Source organism: Acinetobacter sp. WU_MDCI_Abxd143 (assembly GCF_025514195.1).
Classification (GTDB): Bacteria; Pseudomonadota; Gammaproteobacteria; order Pseudomonadales; family Moraxellaceae; genus Acinetobacter; species Acinetobacter pittii_H.
In genome coordinates, this window is sequence record NZ_JAHPTH010000001.1 from 163,194 (window position 1) to 181,251 (window position 18,058).

Annotated in this window: 13 protein-coding genes and 1 pseudogene; 4 read left to right on the forward strand and 10 right to left on the reverse strand. The window is 40.1% G+C overall.

Translation table 11 applies throughout. The features are described 5' to 3' along the window. Window positions 1–69: 69 nt before the first annotated feature. From KTI79_RS00750 to KTI79_RS00775, 6 genes and pseudogenes are all read right to left on the reverse strand, one after another. A complete protein-coding gene (locus tag KTI79_RS00750) occupies window positions 70–423 on the reverse strand; it encodes an ethanolamine utilization protein EutQ (RefSeq protein WP_003650499.1) in 354 nt (117 codons plus the stop codon). A 13-nt stretch (window positions 424–436) separates the two neighbouring features. Further along, window positions 437–1,753 carry an NAD(P)/FAD-dependent oxidoreductase gene (locus KTI79_RS00755; protein ID WP_086376182.1) on the reverse strand — a complete coding sequence of 439 codons (1,317 nt, stop codon included), beginning with the start codon at window positions 1,751–1,753 and terminating at the stop codon, window positions 437–439. A gap of 17 nt (window positions 1,754–1,770) precedes the next feature. Beyond that, the gene (locus KTI79_RS00760) at window positions 1,771–2,976 is read right to left on the reverse strand and encodes an NAD(P)/FAD-dependent oxidoreductase (RefSeq protein ID WP_228148548.1); all 1,206 of its coding nucleotides are present in this window, start codon (window positions 2,974–2,976) and stop codon (window positions 1,771–1,773) included. Further along, a pseudogene (locus tag KTI79_RS00765) lies at window positions 2,965–3,126 on the reverse strand (rubredoxin); the annotation flags it as partial. The gene KTI79_RS00760 and the pseudogene KTI79_RS00765, both read right to left, overlap by 12 nt. Before the next feature lie 28 nt (window positions 3,127–3,154). Next, entirely contained in the window at window positions 3,155–4,585 is a 1,431-nt protein-coding gene (locus tag KTI79_RS00770) for an aldehyde dehydrogenase family protein (RefSeq protein WP_086376180.1), read from the reverse strand. 1 nt (window position 4,586) lies between these two features. Next, complete coding sequence (locus KTI79_RS00775; protein ID WP_044103498.1) at window positions 4,587–5,777, reverse strand: aromatic ring-hydroxylating oxygenase subunit alpha; 1,191 nt, start codon at window positions 5,775–5,777, stop codon at window positions 4,587–4,589. A 327-nt stretch (window positions 5,778–6,104) separates the two neighbouring features. Here KTI79_RS00775 and KTI79_RS00780 point away from each other — a divergent pair, with 327 nt between their 5' ends. Both KTI79_RS00780 and KTI79_RS00785 read left to right on the forward strand, forming a co-directional pair. Then, window positions 6,105–7,808, forward strand: a complete 1,704-nt coding sequence (locus tag KTI79_RS00780) for a BCCT family transporter (protein ID WP_086376179.1) — start codon at window positions 6,105–6,107, stop codon at window positions 7,806–7,808. A 249-nt stretch (window positions 7,809–8,057) separates the two neighbouring features. After that, window positions 8,058–9,749 carry a BCCT family transporter gene (locus tag KTI79_RS00785; RefSeq protein WP_086376178.1) on the forward strand — a complete coding sequence of 564 codons (1,692 nt, stop codon included), beginning with the start codon at window positions 8,058–8,060 and terminating at the stop codon, window positions 9,747–9,749. 47 nt (window positions 9,750–9,796) lie between these two features. On the opposite strand, the gene KTI79_RS00790 is transcribed toward KTI79_RS00785, so the two are convergent. The 4 genes from KTI79_RS00790 to abaQ form a co-directional block, all read right to left on the reverse strand. After that, entirely contained in the window at window positions 9,797–10,723 is a 927-nt protein-coding gene (locus KTI79_RS00790; protein WP_000695009.1) for a LysR substrate-binding domain-containing protein, read from the reverse strand. Window positions 10,724–11,444: 721 nt separating this feature from the next. Beyond that, window positions 11,445–13,019 carry an aldehyde dehydrogenase (NADP(+)) gene (locus KTI79_RS00795; RefSeq protein WP_086376177.1) on the reverse strand — a complete coding sequence of 525 codons (1,575 nt, stop codon included), beginning with the start codon at window positions 13,017–13,019 and terminating at the stop codon, window positions 11,445–11,447. A gap of 11 nt (window positions 13,020–13,030) precedes the next feature. After that, window positions 13,031–14,029, reverse strand: coding sequence for an AraD1 family protein (gene araD1 / locus KTI79_RS00800; protein WP_086376176.1), 999 nt, complete (start codon window positions 14,027–14,029; stop codon window positions 13,031–13,033). Window positions 14,030–14,039: 10 nt separating this feature from the next. Next, window positions 14,040–15,344 carry a multidrug efflux MFS transporter AbaQ gene (abaQ, locus tag KTI79_RS00805; RefSeq protein ID WP_017402766.1) on the reverse strand — a complete coding sequence of 435 codons (1,305 nt, stop codon included), beginning with the start codon at window positions 15,342–15,344 and terminating at the stop codon, window positions 14,040–14,042. Window positions 15,345–15,513: 169 nt separating this feature from the next. Between abaQ and KTI79_RS00810 the strand changes: the two genes are divergently transcribed. Next, on the forward strand, window positions 15,514–17,247 hold the full coding sequence (locus KTI79_RS00810) for an IlvD/Edd family dehydratase (RefSeq protein ID WP_086376175.1): 1,734 nt from the start codon (window positions 15,514–15,516) through the stop codon (window positions 17,245–17,247). Window positions 17,248–17,330: 83 nt separating this feature from the next. After that, entirely contained in the window at window positions 17,331–18,047 is a 717-nt protein-coding gene (locus KTI79_RS00815; protein ID WP_002113901.1) for a FadR/GntR family transcriptional regulator, read from the forward strand. The last annotated feature ends 11 nt before the right edge of the window (window positions 18,048–18,058 follow it).

An 18,058-nucleotide genomic window follows, 5' to 3' on the forward strand; every position in this document is an offset into this window, starting at 1 on the left:
GAGCTACGTTCTCAGAAAGAATAAAACGACCCACATTATTCTTTTCCTGAACAATATGGGTCGTTTCTTTTATGCAATTCCGTGCAATTCTTTCCAGTTACCTGGATGTACTACATAACCAAATACCGCATGTCCACCATAAATGAGTTCGGTTCCTTCAGGAATCCACAACATTTGTCCTGGACGAACTTCATATTTGTGACCGTTAGCAGTAAGTTCAAAACAGCCTTCAATTACAAAAATGACTTCGTCATAAAGTAATTTCCAACTTACTTCCGCGCCTTCCCAGCGTGCAAAACCAATACCCATGTTTGGGGAAACATCAGCTCCTAATGCTCTTGCCACATAAGCTGTACCATCTGGTGTTTCACCACGTAAATTAAAATCAAGTTGAGCGCTATCAACTAACTTTACTTCTTTCATTTACTTCTCCCGCTTACAATTCACTACGACTGCGCCATTTTTCAAATCTAATACGTGTTCTGACACCTAAACCTAAGAACGGTTCTGGTGGATTTAAGCTAGGCATACCAGTGACATACTGAATATCTTTTAAAGCTTGAGAATCTGAACCAACAACGAGGTCAGCCAATAACGTTCCAGAAATTGTGCCCCATGCTGCTCCTACACCATTGTCACAAGCACTTGCATAAACGCCGTCTTCTAACTCACCAAAGAAGTTAGTGAAGTTACGAGAAATAGCGTAAACACCTCCCCATGTATGGGTAAACGGAACATTTGCCAAATCTGGATAACGATCTAAAAATGCTTTGCGATGATCTTCTTGTATCCAGCGACGATTATCATCGTTTATGTTTGCACCGTATTTAGGTACATGCTTATAAGTATTACGAATTAGAATACGGCGATCAGCCGTCATTCTTAACGTTGTTCCCGCATGATCAGCTGGAGTAAGCCCCCAATCTAACTCACCACGATAAACTTTCATTTCCTGATCAGTTAATGGACGTGTCCAGCTCGCAAAAGTCATGACTGGTAATAAACGGTTCTTCAAGTAGCCAAATTCACGCGTAAAAATACTCGTCGCAAGTAGAACTTTTGGTGTTGTGATTGACCCTTCATCGCCTTGTAAAAGCCATTGGTTATTGCTTTTTTGCAAACTACGAATTGGAGATTGCTCTAATAACTCAACGCTGTCTGGTAAATTGTCACCCATACCGCGTACTAAAGCTGCTGGTTGCATCAAATATGAACCAGGAGTAAAAATCGCCCGGCTATAAAAATCGGTACCTAAAACTTTTTTAAGTTCTGCTTTTTCGACCCAACGATATGGTTCACCTAAATCTTTCATTAGATGCTCGAAATGATTGAGATGCGCTTCACCACGCTCACCTACAGCACCTTGATATTTACCGGCGGCAGACCATTGGCAATCAATGTTATGGCGCTCCACCAAGCCTTGTAATTGAGCAATTGCCGATCGGTTCAGACTCAATAATTTTTGCTTATGCGAAGGATCAGGATGTGATAAAGCAAATTTATGCGGTAAATCAATTACAAACCCTGAGTTACGTCCTGAAGCGCCTTCTGCTACACGTTGTGCATCAACTAAAATAATACGGGCGTTCGGCTTGAGTTCAGCTAATCTTCGAGCTGCTGCTAAGCCTGCAAAGCCTGCTCCGATAATGGCATAGTCAGCTTTTTGTGGACCTATTAACTTTTTAGCAGGACCTGCTGGAGGTAATGCCGCATACCAACCACAGGTACTATCATCATTTGGTAAAGCAATCATTTTGTTATTCCCTTAACTTAAACTGTGGATGGACACGAATTTAGTTTTTCAAGCCACTCGCTACGATGGTGCTGTAATTGGCGACCAAGTAAGGCAAAGCCTGTTAATTTGCCTTGTTCATTGTAAAAACCTGCAGCTAACTCGCCGTCATGTTGTTCCACTTTCCACTCACCTGTTCCCATTGCTGGCAAGACAGACAATGGCAAAATTGGTGTTTTTACTAAAACAGGTGTTGATTTCAGATCTGCGTCAGTTGATTGACCTAAAAGATTATTCACCAAAGCTGGTAATGCTTGAGTGATTGGGTTGATATAAGGTGCCCATTGTCCGTTCACTTCTGCACAGTCACCTAATGCAAAAATAGAAGGATCACTACTACGATGATCGAGACCAGTACAGATACCACGTGCTGTCTCTAGACCTGCTTCTTGAGCAAGAGCAATATTTGGTCTCAGTCCTACGGCACTTAATACCAAGTCAGTCTCAACACTTTGACCGTCTTGGAGTGTTAACTGGTAGCGACCGTTTGCAGATTGAATAGAACGGATACTATTTTGTAATTTCCACTCTACGCCTAACTGGCTTAGAGCATTTTGTAGAGCATGACCTAAAGGTTCTGGAATAAGACGTTCCATTGCCCATTTACCAAGCCCGACAACTGTAACTTTGATACCATGTGCAGCTAAATCATTGGCAAATTCACAGCCGATCAGACCATCACCAAGAATTGTGACATGCTCTTTATTAGATAATTGCTGACGGAAACGGCGATAATCCGCTAGATCATTTACACTTAGTGTTGCTGTCGAATCACCATCAATTGGAATTACAACTGGTGTTGCCCCAGTAGCGAGCACGAGTCTACCGTAAGGATAATCACCAATAGTGGTTTGAAGCTTCTTATTGGCACGGTCAATATGAGTTACTTTCGTATGTGGATAAACGCGGATATTTAAACGTTGTTCCCAACTTAGAGCAGACTCACGAACTAAACTATCTCCGTCTTTACCTAATGCTAAAGCATTAGATAAAGCTGGTTTGCTATATAAAGCACCGTCATCAGCAGTAAATACGGTAATAGACAAGTCTGGAGATTGTGCACGTAAAGTCGAAGCCACTTGATAACCAGCATGGCCGCTACCAATAATAACAACTGGTTCAATGACTGCAGCGGCTGCTACTTGAGGGATTTCGTCCTCTTCAATATCTGTGATATCAAGCATTTCGAAGTCAGCTTTACCCACCTGACACTCTGGACACATCCAGTCATCTGGAATATCTTCCCATTTTGTTCCTGGTGCTATCCCGTCATCAGGCCAGCCTTTAGCTTCATCATAGATCCAGCCACAGACAATACATAACCACTTTCTCATCTTGTCTATTTCCCTTATTTTTTACAAATTACACGCTATGTTTCAAACGGATACCGATATTGCGAGTTTGAACATAACTGTAGATGGCTTCCTGCCCTTTTTCACGACCAAAACCAGATAAGCCCACACCACCAAATGGTGTTTCGATACCGCCAGCAAACCATTCATTAATAAAGACTTGACCGGCAATAAGACGGTTTGCTACTCGAAGTGTTTGATTCAGATTTTCACCAAATATACCTGCAACAAGTCCAAAGTCCGTACCATTTGCGATTGCAACTGCCTGGTCTTCGTCATCGAATGGCATGATCACCATTACAGGTCCAAAAACTTCTTCTTGAGCAATCGACATATCATCTTTTGCTTCAATAATTGTTGGCAGGACGAAGTAACCTTCTAGATCTGCAGCTTTCCCACCTGTTAAAACATTGGCACCTTCTTCACGTGCCTTATCAATCATGGCAAGAATCTGTTGTTGCTGATCTTTAGATACAACTGGAGTAAGTTCAGCATTACTTTCGCCAATACCTACCGTTAAACTCTCTGCAAGATTAACGACTGCTGCTTTAACTTCTTCATAGCGACTGCGGTGAACCAATAAGCGAGACATCGCTGAGCAAACTTGACCAGAGTTATAGAAAATTCCGACTTTAACGCTACGTAGTAATTGCTCAAGATCAACATCAGCAAAAGCAATTGCAGCTGACTTACCGCCTAATTCCATTACTGAAGGTGTTGCACGTTCAGCTGCATCTTTCAAAATGCGTTGGCCTGTTGGAACTGAACCAGTAAATACGATTTGATTCGTATCTTGATGTTTAACCAGATGAGTACCAACTTCTGAACCTTTACCACAAAGTAAGTTCACTGCACCTTGTGGAAAACCAGCTTTCTCAATAGCTTTGATGAGTAAAATCATTCCTAAAGGTGAAACTTCAGGTGACTTAATTACAACCGCATTACCAGCAGCTAAAGCAGGTGCTAATGAGCGTGCACAGATCGAAACAGGAAAGTTCCAAGGTACGATTTGAACCGATACACCCATTGGAATATATGAGGTGAAATCGACATAATCTTTACCTAAAGGTACCGAGATACCTTCAACTTTATCTGCCATTCCAGCGTAGTATTCAAAATAGCGAGCAGCTTCATCGAACTCTTCACGCGCAGTATCAATATTTTTGCCATTTTCACGACACAGGATTAATGCACCCTCTTCAGCAATTTCACGAATCGCTTCTGCAGCTTTTAACATCCATGCTGTGCGCTTTGCAGGACGCACATCTGTTAATGCTCCACTATTTACACATCGACGTGCTGCCGCCATTGCAGCATCTGCATCTTCGATACTTGCACGAGCCACTGTTGCAAAAGCTTTATCAGTTGCTGGATTGATAACTTCCAATTGGCGAGAAGCATCTCGCCATTGGCCATCAACGTAGTTGAGGTAATGTTGCATATTATGCCTCCAAAGCTTTTTTAGCTTGAGTCGCCAACCATTTTTGGAAGAAGTGAGTCGGTAAATCCATCTCTGGAGAGAAAACTCCACCACCAAAACCAGGTGAATGACGACCTTTTTGCATGGTTTCTACTGCAAATACATCTTCAGCAAATACAACTTTCCATGATTCTAAAGTTGCTTCACGGCATGCATCATATTTAGGGTCAAGTGACTCATCACCAACGTAATAGAGGCGTAATTTTTCAATTGTTTGTTCTGGAGCAATTGGATCAATCATCATTGCAAATGCATGATCAGCTTGAATACCTAACAATACGTTCGGGAACACAGCTACATATTCTGCATGACGCAATTGATCTTCTGGCCAGCTTGGGAATTTTGGTAAATGCGTACCCGCTGTAGCTGACAAGTTATATTTATAACTGCCCTGACCAGCAAAGCGATCTTCGAACATAATGTTGTAATGATCTTCAAGTTTTGAATACGTATTTAATGCTGGGTGTACCCATGGTAAGTGATAAGCTTCGCAATAGTTTTCAACTGTAAGTTTCCAGTTACTTTTTACAGGTAACTCAAAAGTTGAACCTACTTTACTGCTACGAATAAGCTCTAAACCATTTTCACCCAAGAAAGGCTTCCAGCGTTCAACCAACGGCGCAATATGCTCTTCAAAAGTTGGTGCATCACCAGAGATATTGACGAAAACCATATCCATCCAGATTGCTGAACGGAGAGCTTTTAAACCATGTTTTTCACATTTAAAGCGTTCATCTTTATGTTGGTTAATTCCGCCAACATGTGGAGTACCTTTTAAGTTACCGTTTAGGTCATAACTCCAAGAGTGGTATTGGCAACGAATCACACCTTCAATAGTGCCTTCTTCTTGCACCAAAATCATACCGCGATGGCTACAAACGTTATGGAAAACTTGGATTTCCCCTTCGCGGTTGCGCATCATTACCAAAGGCATGCCCATAAAATTAACAGGCTTCACATAACTCTTTTTAGGTAAATCTGAAGCAAAACCAATACATACCCAAGTTTTACTTAAAATATTGTCACGTTCAAAATTAAAATATTCGTTACTGGTATATGCTAAATTTGGCATACCATTTGATTCAGTAATAGGATTCAAAACGTTATCGACTTGCTGAACCGTAATTAATTGCTGGCTAACTCGACTATTCATCTGATGATCTCCATATATTTAAAACTAACGCAGAACTCCCTGCGTTGAGATGATTTGCACACTCTGCTATTTCTTTAGAGATTGTGTTAAATATCGAATCGTCCGACAAACGACTTTTTAGCTAGGCATTTATGAGTTTTTCTCATACGTTAAAAACGGCTTTAAACAAGACGATTTCTTATAAAAAAATTGCTATCCATGACTAAAACTCACTAGTCGGTGAGAATAAATCAGTTGAGCAATCTTCTCCCACCTCACTACCCTGTATTATTAGTATTAAGCAGCTAATCGTTTTTTAGCTGTTGGAAACGCATCCAAGGAGTAGTTATGCGTACAACAACAGGAGTCATGAAAGGGCTTAATCCGACTGTTACTATTGTCTCGAAGTTATTACTCTTCATTTTTATTGCTTTTTGCATTTTTAAGGAAAAACAGGCAGGTGAATATTTTCAACTGATATCAAGTGCCTTATTACAAAATGCAAAATGGTATCTTCTACTTTTAGCAACTTTCTTATTAGGATTTATTATCTATTTATGTATGAGCCGTTATGGCCATATTCGTTTAGGAAAGGATGACGAAAAACCCGAGTATAGTAATATTGCCTGGATCTGCATGCTCTTTTCATGTGGGATGGGTATTGGCCTGATGTTTTGGTCAGTAGCAGAACCAATCAGCCACTATGCAAGTAATCCATTTACCAAAGGACTTTCAGATGAATCTGCCCGGATGGCGATGCAACTGACATTCTTTCATTGGGGATTACATCCATGGGGATTATTCTGTTTAGTAGCGGTTGCTTTAGGATATTTTGCTTACCGTAAAAATTTACCTTTTGCCATGCGCTCAATTTTATACCCATTAATAGGTAATAAAATTTATGGACCGGTAGGTAATATCGTCGACATTATAACCATTGTAATTACTGCTTTCGGTATTTCACAATCATTAAGTATGGGAATACTTGAACTAAATACTGGACTCAACCACACCTTTGGTATTAGTGTAGATGTCAAAATTCAGCTTGTAATGGTAGTCATTCTTTGTGCTTTAGCGACTATTTCTTTGTTATCTGCGATTAGTAAAGGCTTCAAGATCATTGCTGAAGGCAACATGATCATTTCTTATTTATTGGTCTTTATCATTATTTTCATTGGCTCAACTCACTATATTTTAAATACCTTCTTTGAAGGAATAGGTGATTATTTACAAAATATTGTAGGTATGAGTTTATGGAGTGATGCACAAAAAGATTCAGGTTGGCAAAACTGGTGGACAGCTTACTATTGGCCATGGTGGATGACTTGGGCACCTTTTGTGGGTCTTTTCATCGCTCGTATTTCTAGAGGCCGTACGATTCGTGAAGTTATTCTAGGCTCACTTGCCGCCCCCACACTTCTAACTTTCCTCTGGATTGCTGCATTTGGTGGTGCTGCACTCAAAATTGAAAAAGCAAATCATCAACCAGCTGCTCAAGAAGTTGTTGTGACCACTTCTCATATAACCCCTCCTCCAGTAACTCCCGCTCATGAAATGACTATTGCAGAGGCAACTAAAAAGGAACCAGCACGAGCTGTGTTTGTATTTTTTGATCATCTTGCTTCAAGTCATAACACCAAAGTATTCTTGAGTGCTCTGCTCTGTCTATTACTAGCTATTCACGTCATTACGCTAGTTAACTCAGGCACACTTGTGCTCTGTTTTCTGGATTCCAACGGTGCCACTAACCCATCTGTAGCTATTAGGCTCATTTGGAGCATAATCATTCCATTGATAGGCGGAGGGCTACTATTAACTGGTGGGCTATCAGCTATTCAAACGGCTTGTGTCATTGCTGGTTTCCCGATATCAATTCTTTTGGGAATTACCTGTATTTCACTGATTAAAAGCTTAAGGGAAGATCCATTAGCTTGGGTCATGATGCCAGAACATGTCCGCCCCGATTCGTGCAAAACTGAGCAAAAACCTGTTAAAAAACCCAAAGAGAAAAGTTTAAAGGAAGCAGATAATCAATTTGTTACTGAAACTTAAAATCTGGTTTTAAAAAAATAGGGATGATTAAATCCCTATTTTCATTATTATATTTTTCTAAATTTTTATTAATTATTTGAGTTAATAAATAATTAATCTTGCCTCATTAAAAATAAATCAATCTATGACAAAAACTCAGTCATTAGTGAGAATAAATCGGTTGAGCTAACTTTGTACTCCTCATTACTCTGTAAATACAAATTCAACAGCTAAAGGTTTAGCTGCTTGTAGCGCATCCAAGGAGGAGTTATGCGTACAACAACAAAAGCCCTGCAGGGGCTTAATCCAACTGTTACCATTGTTTCTAAAGTACTGCTCTTTATCTTTATCGCCTTTTGTATTTTTAAAGAAAAGCAAGCAGGCGAATATTTCCAGTTAATTTCAGACGTGCTTTTACAGAATGCAAAATGGTATCTTCTGCTCCTAGCTACTGCGTTACTAGCTTTTCTAATTTATTTATGTATGAGTCGTTATGGTCACATACGCTTAGGAAAAGATGACGAGAAACCAGAATATAGTAATATCGCGTGGATCTGTATGCTCTTCTCTTGCGGAATGGGTATTGGTCTTATGTTTTGGTCCGTAGCAGAGCCAATCAGTCATTATGTAAGTAATCCTTTTACAAAAGGACTTTCAGATGAATCAGCTCGAATGGCAATGCAATTGACTTTCTTCCACTGGGGATTACACCCATGGGGACTATTTTGTTTATCAGCCGTAGCGTTAGGTTATTTCGCTTACCGTAAAGATTTACCATTAGCTTGTCGATCTATTTTACATCCTTTTATTGGCGATAAAATTTATGGACCTATTGGCAACTTTGTAGACATCATTACTATTGTAATTACTGCTTTTGGTGTCTCCCAAGCAGTCAGCATGGGAATTTTAGAACTAAATGTGGGTTTAAATCATAGTTTTGGTATTAATATCGACGTTAAGATCCAATTAGTTTTAGTCCTTGTTTTAGGCGTCTTAGCAACTCTTTCTTTATTATCTGCAATTAGTAAAGGATTTAAATTTATTGCTGAAGGCAATATGGTTTTATCTTATCTCTTAGTCATTGCTGTTATCTTGATCGGCTCATCAAGATTTATCTTTAATACATTCTTTGAAGGTCTAGGCGATTATTTCCAAAATATCGTAGGTATGAGTTTGTGGAGTGATGCACAAAAAGATTCAGGTTGGCAAAGTGGGTGGACAGCTTACTACTGGCCATGGTGGATGACATGGGGTCCATTTGTAGGTTTATTTATTGCCCGTATTTCTCGTGGCCGCACTATTCGCGAAGTGATTCTAGGTTCTCTTGCCGCTCCAACATTACTTACCTTTATCTGGATTGCTGCATTTGGTGGTGCTGCGCTCAAAATCGAAAAAGCAAATCATCAACCAGCTGCTCAAGAATTAGTTGTTCCTACCACACAGTCGACTACTCCTGTAGAGAAAACAACTAAACATGAGATGACGATTGCTGAAGCAACTAAAGAAGATCCTGCACGTGCGGTATTTGTATTCTTTGACCATATCTCAACCAATCATACAACTACACTGTTTCTTAGCGCGTTACTGTGTTTATTGTTATCTATCCACATTATTACTATAGCCAACTCCGGAGCTCTAGTTTTATGTTTCCTAGATACAAATGGTTCAACCAATCCCTCCGTAACTATTCGCTTAATTTGGGCCACTATTATTCCCTTAGTGAGTGGCGGATTGCTTTTAGCTGGTGGGCTATCAGCAATTAAAACTGCCTGTGTAATAGCTGGTTTTCCTATCTCTATTTTGCTTGGAATAATGTGTGTTTCTCTTATGAAAAGTTTACGGCGTGATCCTCAGGCTTGGGTCATGATGCCAGAACATATTCGTCCTGATTTCTGTAAAACTGCAACTCAGAATAAGGATGAAAAAACAGAACAGAAAGTTCCACTCGTGATTGAAAATTAAGTACCAAAAAAAGAGCTCTATTGAGCTCTTTTTTTATTTCTTAAATTTTAATTTAAACCCTTTTGCCCAACTTGGCCTGGTAATTGATCTAGCAGCCAACTGCGGAAATGCTTAACACTAGAAGGAATAACTCCCCTATCTGCTGGTTCCAGCATACTGAAATTTGCTTGAGTACGAAGAACAGTCTCAACAGGTCTAACTAAAGCACCACTTTGTAAATAATCATCCACGAGTGAACCCCACGCCAAAGCCACCCCCTGACCATTAATTGCCGCCTGTAAAAGCATTGGATAGTTATTGATATTCACCCTATTTTTTGGTTTTACAATAGGATAATTTACTGCTTCAAACCACTCTGACCAAGTAATCCAATCTTTTTGAGCATCATCTAGATATAATAGAGCTTTTCCAAAAATCTCTTCTGGAGAACTATCTTCTTTAAATTGAGCAAGATAATTTGGACTACAAACAGGAAAAACCTCTTCAGGAAATAAAGTAGTAACTCTCATACCTGCTGGAGGAACACGGCAATAAAATAATGCCAAATCGAAGTCCATTTTGTGCAGATCTGAAATATTGTCTGTCGTTAAAATTCTTAAATCTACCCCCTCATTATTCTGTTGAAAAGCAGCCACTTTCGGTAGTAACCAAAGAGCGGCCATAGCATTGGTCGTAGCCACAGTTATTTGATGCTCTCCTTGCCATTTCTTGATTTCAGCAGTAGCCTGAGCAACATCTAATAAAGCACTATAGATCGTTTGATAGTATTGGAGTCCGGTAGGAGTTAGGGAAATATTTCGATTAGCTCTTAAGAATAATTCCTTACCTAGGTATTCCTCGAGCTGTCGAATTTGTCGACTGATAGCGCCTTGAGTAACATTCAATTCATTTGCAGCTTTTGTAAAACTGAGGTGGCGTGCGGCTGCCTCGAATACAATTAAGCTGTTCATTGGCGGCAATGGCTTAATTTTCATGGACACTCCTAATTTGTCCCATTTCCTTTAAAACTCTTTTCCAATTCGAGTTCTTTTATCCAGCTATTTACTATAAAAACAAACTTTTGAACATTGTAATAGTAAGTAAGCCAGATATTCTCGTCACAAATGGTGTGAATTTCTTCAATTATGATCCATTTCTCAGGAAAGCCCTAAAATCTCATAAATATAATTTAATAAAAAGTGAGTAAAAGTATTCAATCTATGAGTTTTTCTCATTTGAATTTTGACAATAGAAGGTATTGTTAAAGAAGTAGCTCCTTAATGATTTAAAATTTTAATAAACTTTAGAAATTTCAATCACTTATTCATTAGTACATTAAATTTACTCTCTTGTTATCGTTTAAAGAAAATTATCTATTTAATTTAAATTTTTCTTTAGAAGTATTGCTAAATAAACTTATGAAAAGAACCAATTTATTTTAACTTTTAAGTTGTCGTAATGAATAATTTACTTATTACTCTTAAAAACAACTATACATTCTATGTTTTTTTACTCTAGATAAGTTTTCTACAAATTAGAAAAATACAAATATTTCATCTTTTCTAACCTTATTTATATATAAAATCTACGCTAGATAATTCTCCGCTTAGATGTTATCCAAGATGCTCAGGTAGTACTTAATTTGCCTACTCCGCTATAAATTTATTCTTCAGAATATAAAAAAGAGACCAGTTTGTGGTCTCTTTTTTTAATTGATTAGATAGCTTCTCTGGTCATCTCACCATTCACAAGTCTTAAAATCTGTAATGGATTACTGTCTTTTAAAGCCTCTGGCAATAAACTCTGCGGATAGTTTTGATAACAAACAGGGCGTAAATAACGGTCAATGGCCAAGGTTCCAACTGAGGTGCCTCTTGCATCAGAAGTCGCTGGGTATGGTCCACCGTGCACCATGGCATCACACACCTCAACACCCGTTGGATAACCATTTATGAGTAAACGGCCTGCTTTTTCCTCTAAAACTGGAACCACATCTGCAAATTCTGTTAAGTCTGCTTCGTCGGCAATTAAAGTCGCAGTCAGCTGCCCATTCATGCTTTGTAGTGCCTGAATGAGTTGGGCTTTATCTTCAACCTCAATGATGACAGTCGCTGGTCCAAAAACTTCTTCTTGCAAAAGTTGGTCACCCGCCAGTAAAAGCTCAACATCAGCTTTAAACAGTTGCGGCTGTGCCTGATTGCCTTGTTGAGCTTGACCTGCCAAATGCTTAATGCCTTGATGCTGGGTCAAGTGCTCAAGACCCGCTGCATAACTTTTTAAGGTTCCGACATTCAGCATAGTCTGTGCAGGCTTAGCACCCATAATATCGGTTAGGTTGCTAATGAGCTGAGTAAACTCGGCTGATTTAATTCCCAAGATTAAACCCGGATTGGTACAGAACTGACCACAGCCTAAAACAACCGAATCTGCCAAGTCCTGTGCAATCTTTTCACCACGGTTTTTTAAGGCTTCTGGCAACATCAGCATCGGGTTAATACTGCTCATTTCAGCAAATACGGGGATCGGCTGTGGACGGGCTGCGGCCATGTCACATAGAGCACGACCACCACGTAGTGAACCTGTAAAACCCACAGCCTGAATTAAAGGATGCTTAACCAATGGTTCACCCACGCCATTACCGTAGATCATGTTAAATACACCTTTTGGCATACTTGATTTTTCTACGGCACGTTCGATTGCCTGCGCTACAAAATCTGCTGTCGCCATATGTCCACTATGGGCTTTCACCACTACAGAGCAACCAGCCGCTAGTGCAGAAGCAGTGTCACCACCCGCAGTTGAGAATGCTAAAGGAAAGTTACTTGCCCCAAAGACTGCCACAGGGCCAACACCGATTTTAATCTGGCGCAGGTCTGGGCGTGGTAAAGGTTGACGCTCAGGTAAGGCAGTATCAATACGGGCACCTAAAAAATCACCACGGCGTAATACTTTGGCGAACAGGCGCATTTGTCCACTGGTCCGGGCACGTTCACCTTGTAGGCGTGCAAGTGGCAAAGCAGTTTCCTGTGAGACGATTTCAAGAAAATCTGTACCTAGAGCATCGAGTTCATCGGCAATATTTTCTAAAAAGGCAGCACGCTGTTCAGGTGAGGTATGGCGGTAAGTCTTAAAAGCTTGGCTAGCTGCTTCACAGGCCTGATTAATTTCCTGTTCGGTTGCATGGTGAAACTCATAAGGCAAAGCCTCACTGGTTGTTGCATTCACACTTTTCAATAAAGTTGTACTTTGTGCGCTGCGTGAACCACCAATAAAGTTGTGTCCAATGACCATTTTTATATTCCTTAGAGAGTAATAACTGAACCGATCGGTAATTCGGGTTGCATATGAGCAAGTTTGTTTTTAAGGGGAAGACCGAATTCTTTCATTTCGATTTCAAACTCATCGTTGACTTGTGCCTGAATACCATCGGCAAAAGATAAAGTGGCTGTACCGAAGTAGTGAATATGAACATCCCCTGCTTTTAAGAATTGTTGATACTTAAAGTGGTGATACTCCAGATTTGCCAAGCTATGACACATATTGTCCTCACCCGACAAAAACTCTTTTTCCCAAATAATTTGTCCATCACGGCGCAAGCGGCTGGTTCCGACTAAATGTTTTGGTAACTCGCCTGTCCGTAAAGCTGGACCAAAACTGCAAAAACGCAATTTTGAATGGGCCAGATATAAATAGTTACGGCGCTCCATCACGTGATCAGAATATTCATTGCCTAGCGCGAACCCGATTCGGTAAGGCTTTAAGTCTTCTCCAATAACGTATAGGCCTGCGATTTCGGGTTCTTCGCCGCCGTCTTCGGCAAATGGAGGTAAAGGCAACTCTGCTCCCGGTCTTACCACAATTGAACCATCGCCTTTATAAAACCATTCCGGTTGCGCACCGATCTGACCTTCTGCTGGACGGCCCTTTTGTAGCCCCCATTGAAATATTCGCATGGTGTCGGTCACCGAGCTGTCATCGCTTAAATTTTGTTGATGCATTTTGTCGCGTGCAGATGCAGAACCTAAATGGGTTAAACCTGTACCGGAAATTAAGCAGTGCGTTGGATCTGGATGATCTAAAGGCGGTAATACCTTTAAGTCTGCTAATAAAGATGAATAATCATAAGTTTCGGACTCAAACCCTAACGCCTCAACTTGTTGTTCCAGTGAAACTTTATTGCGGATTGCTAAAAGTGCTAAATCACGAACCGATTGAATATTTTTAACCGGATATGCCATGTTGCCTTCTACTTTGGCAACAGCACGTTGATTTACACGATTTTCAAATTGAATAATTTGCATGTTTTATTCCTTACAAAGGCTTTTGAATATTCACTGTTTGTGTTTTTTGACGTTCGAGCTTGGCATAGACGATGTAAGTCAAAATCAGGCCAAAAAGCATAACGATAGATAAGAAATACAAACCAGCAGCCATATTTCCTGTGTATTCTTTTAAAAGTCCGATGCCAAATGGACCGACATAGCCACCTAAATTTCCAACAGAATTGATTAAGGCAATGCCAGCCGCTGCACTTGCGCCTGTTAAGAAACGGCCCGGTAATGTCCAAAACACAGCAGTTGATGAAAATAGGCAGAACGCAACTACAGCCAAAGCAGCTAATTGCATGACTGGAGAATTTAGCCAACCACTCAAAAACATTGCGCAAGCGCCTAGGGCGTAGAGAAAACTTAAGTGTCCGTAACGATCGTTCAGGCGGTCAGTACTACGTGGAATAATTAATAATCCAATAATTCCAAAAACGTAGGGAATGCTAGATAAGAACCCAATTTGAAGATCAGTACCGCCTCCAAATTGCTTGATAATAGAAGGCAACCAGAGATTTAAACCGTAAATACTTAAAGTCACTGGTAAGTAATACAATGCTAATAAAAGTACGCGTTTGTCTTTTAAAGCATGTAATGGATTGGCATGTCGGGTTTGGTCATATTCGGCTTCATCTTTAACGAGTTCATTTTTAAGCCATTGTTTTTGTTCAATGCTTAACCATTTCACTTTATCAATGTTATCGGGCAGCCACAAAAATGTAGGTAAAGCTAATAAAACTGCGGGCAAGCCAACTGCAACGAACAACCATTGCCAGCCGTGTAAATTTGCAATGCCATCCATTCCAAGTAATAGACCAGCTAAAGGCCCTGCAATCATCATGGCAATCGGTTGTGAAAGCACAAACATTCCCATGATTTTTCCGCGATGCCGCACCGGATACCACTGCGTAATTAGGTATAAAACACCAGGGAAAAAACCCGCCTCTGCTACACCGAGTAAAAACCGTAAGAGATAAAAACTTTTAGGGCCTTGAATAAGCGCCATGGCCATGGTGATGAGGCCCCATGTTAATAAAATGCGGGTAAACCATTTACGAGCACCAAATTTGTCTAAAAGCAAATTACTTGGAACTTCAAAAAGAAAATATCCAATAAAAAATAAGCCAGCTCCTAGACCATAGGCAGCATCACCAATTCCTACATCGGCCCCCATATGCAAATGGGCAAATCCGACAGCGGCACGGTCGATGTATGCCACCAGATATAGTATGACTAATGCAGGTATCAGCTTAAACGTGACCGTCCGTATTACATCCTTTTCGAAATCCATCTTCGACTCCATTTCCTATTATTTACTTATAGAGCATCTTGCTCGTAAATTATCCTTTCAATTTAAAATATAGTAATACTATTTAAATTTCAAACCTTTTAAAAATAAAATTTATGGTGTATTTTTAATTTAATTAATTCCAATAGTAATACTATATAGGGAAATTTGTATGAATAACAAACAAGTTCTTCGTTCGGCTGCCTGGTTTGGTACAACGGATAAAAATGGCTTTATGTATCGCAGCTGGATGAAGAACCAAGGAATTCCAGATCATGAGTTTCAAGGCAAGCCCATCATTGGGATTTGTAATACGTGGTCTGAACTCACCCCATGTAATGCGCATTTTCGAAAAATTGCCGAACACGTAAAAAAAGGGATTTTAGAAGCGGGCGGCTACCCTGTTGAGTTTCCTGTATTTTCAAATGGTGAGTCGAATTTACGTCCTACTGCCATGTTTACCCGTAACTTAGCCAGTATGGATGTCGAAGAAGCGATTCGTGGTAACCCTATTGACGGTGTGGTGTTACTGACAGGTTGTGATAAAACCACCCCTGCATTATTAATGGGAGCTGCAAGTTGTGATATTCCTGCCATTGTAGTGACTGGTGGACCAATGCTGAATGGTAAACACAAAGGTAAAGACATTGGTGCAGGTACTATCGTTTGGCAAATGCATGAAGAGTTAAAAGCAGGAAAAATTGATTTAAATGAATTTTTATCTGCCGAATCTGGTATGTCACGCTCAGCTGGTACATGTAATACCATGGGCACGGCTTCTACAATGGCGTGTATGGCTGAAGCCCTAGGCACTTCTTTACCCCACAATGCGGCCATTCCAGCTGTAGATTCTCGACGTTATGTGTTGGCTCATCTTTCTGGTATGCGTATTGTTGATATGGTCCATGAAGATTTACGTCTTTCTAAAATCTTAACCAAAGAAGCCTTTGAAAATGCGATTAAAGTCAATGCAGCTATTGGTGGTTCAACCAACGCCGTGATTCATTTAAAAGCAATTGCTGGACGCATTGGGGTTGATTTACAACTCGATGACTGGAACCGTGTTGGCCGTGGCATGCCAACCATTGTTGACTTACAGCCTTCAGGCCGTTTTTTAATGGAAGAATTTTATTATAGCGGCGGTTTGCCAGCCGTGATTCGTCGTATGGGTGAAGCCAGTCTCTTACCACATCCACAAGCCTTAACCGTAAATGGTCAAAGCATTTGGGAAAACTGCCAGCAATCACCTATTTATAACGATGAAGTGATTCGGAAAATAGATAACCCAATTCGACAAGATGGCGGTATGTGTATTTTACGCGGTAATTTAGCGCCTAAAGGTGCGGTGCTTAAACCTTCTGCTGCAACACCTGAACTGATGAAACACCGTGGTCGTGCAATCGTATTTGAAAACTTCGATGATTATAAAACCCGCATTAATGACCCAGACCTTGATGTCGATGAAACTTGTATTCTAGTCATGAAAAATGCCGGCCCTAAAGGCTACCCGGGCATGGCTGAAGTTGGAAATATGGGACTACCGCCAAAGGTTTTAGCCAAAGGCATTACCGACATGGTTCGTATTTCCGACGCACGTATGAGTGGAACAGCGTATGGCACCGTAGTTTTACATGTTGCCCCTGAAGCCATGGCAGGTGGGCCTTTGGCTGTAGTTCAAAATGGTGACTTTATTGAACTTGATGCCTATGCTGGAAAACTTCATCTAGAAGTGAGTGATGAGGAACTTAAGCAACGTCTTGAGAATTTAGCGCCTCCAGCTCCGCCAAGTTTTATTGGCGGCTACCGCAAACTCTATGTAGAACATGTTTTACAAGCCGATGAAGGTTGTGATTTTGATTTCTTAGTCGGTTGCCGAGGCTCGGAAGTTCCACGTCATTCTCATTAATATTTATTCTTGAAAAAGATGATCTTGTTAAAACACAAGGTCATCTATACCATAGGATATTCAACATGTCGTAATAGTGAAATATGAGTAAAGCTGACTATAAAAATCCTATTCCAAGCAAAAGCCAACATGCATTAATTGTTCAACAATTGGGATTAAAAATTGTTTCTGGAGAAATCTCAGAAAATGAAAAGCTCCCAAGTGAAGTAGATTTATGTGAGGAATATAAAGTCAGCCGCCCTGTCTTTCGCGAAGCTATACGTGTTTTAAATGCGAAAGGCTTAACTTATTCAAGGCCCAAAATCGGAACAGTAGTTCGACCTAAAGAAGAATGGCATTTACTCGATCCGGATGTATTGTTTTGGCTAATTCAAACGACGCCTGAGCACGAGTTTTTTAAAACACTTTCTACCGTACGACGCGTTTTAGAACCGGAGTTAGCCTATATTGCGGCAAGTACAGCAAATGAAGAAGATATTGAACGTATTAAACATGCTTATGATGGGATGGAAAAAGCGACAACAGTTGAAGAATTTATAGAACCAGATATTCAATTTCACTTAGCAATTGCTAAAGCAACGCATAATGACTTATTGGCTTATATGTCAAAAATGCTGGTTTTACCTTTACAACAATCAATTCAAGTCACCAGTCTACGCCCGAATTTACAGGGCCATTCGTTACCTAGACATAAAGCGATTTTAACTGCAATTGAAAATAAAGATCCACTTTCTGCTCGGCATGCTTCACTTGTTCAGCTGGACGACACCAAAATGGCTTACGATTTAATTAAAAAATAATTTTTATATAT

What these genes read in the sequence shown, in the direction of transcription:
- KTI79_RS00750 (WP_003650499.1), bottom strand. Translation starts at nt 423, where the DNA reads ATGAAAGAAGTAAAGTTAGTTGATAGCGCTCAACTTGATTTTAATTTA.
- KTI79_RS00755 (WP_086376182.1), bottom strand. Translation starts at nt 1,753, where the DNA reads ATGATTGCTTTACCAAATGATGATAGTACCTGTGGTTGGTATGCGGCA.
- KTI79_RS00760 (WP_228148548.1), bottom strand. Translation starts at nt 2,976, where the DNA reads ATGCTTGATATCACAGATATTGAAGAGGACGAAATCCCTCAAGTAGCA.
- KTI79_RS00770 (WP_086376180.1), bottom strand. Translation starts at nt 4,585, where the DNA reads ATGCAACATTACCTCAACTACGTTGATGGCCAATGGCGAGATGCTTCT.
- KTI79_RS00775 (WP_044103498.1), bottom strand. Translation starts at nt 5,777, where the DNA reads ATGAATAGTCGAGTTAGCCAGCAATTAATTACGGTTCAGCAAGTCGAT.
- KTI79_RS00780 (WP_086376179.1), top strand. Translation starts at nt 6,105, where the DNA reads ATGCGTACAACAACAGGAGTCATGAAAGGGCTTAATCCGACTGTTACT.
- KTI79_RS00785 (WP_086376178.1), top strand. Translation starts at nt 8,058, where the DNA reads ATGCGTACAACAACAAAAGCCCTGCAGGGGCTTAATCCAACTGTTACC.
- KTI79_RS00790 (WP_000695009.1), bottom strand. Translation starts at nt 10,723, where the DNA reads ATGAAAATTAAGCCATTGCCGCCAATGAACAGCTTAATTGTATTCGAG.
- KTI79_RS00795 (WP_086376177.1), bottom strand. Translation starts at nt 13,019, where the DNA reads ATGGTCATTGGACACAACTTTATTGGTGGTTCACGCAGCGCACAAAGT.
- araD1 (WP_086376176.1), bottom strand. Translation starts at nt 14,029, where the DNA reads ATGCAAATTATTCAATTTGAAAATCGTGTAAATCAACGTGCTGTTGCC.
- abaQ (WP_017402766.1), bottom strand. Translation starts at nt 15,344, where the DNA reads ATGGATTTCGAAAAGGATGTAATACGGACGGTCACGTTTAAGCTGATA.
- KTI79_RS00810 (WP_086376175.1), top strand. Translation starts at nt 15,514, where the DNA reads ATGAATAACAAACAAGTTCTTCGTTCGGCTGCCTGGTTTGGTACAACG.
- KTI79_RS00815 (WP_002113901.1), top strand. Translation starts at nt 17,331, where the DNA reads ATGAGTAAAGCTGACTATAAAAATCCTATTCCAAGCAAAAGCCAACAT.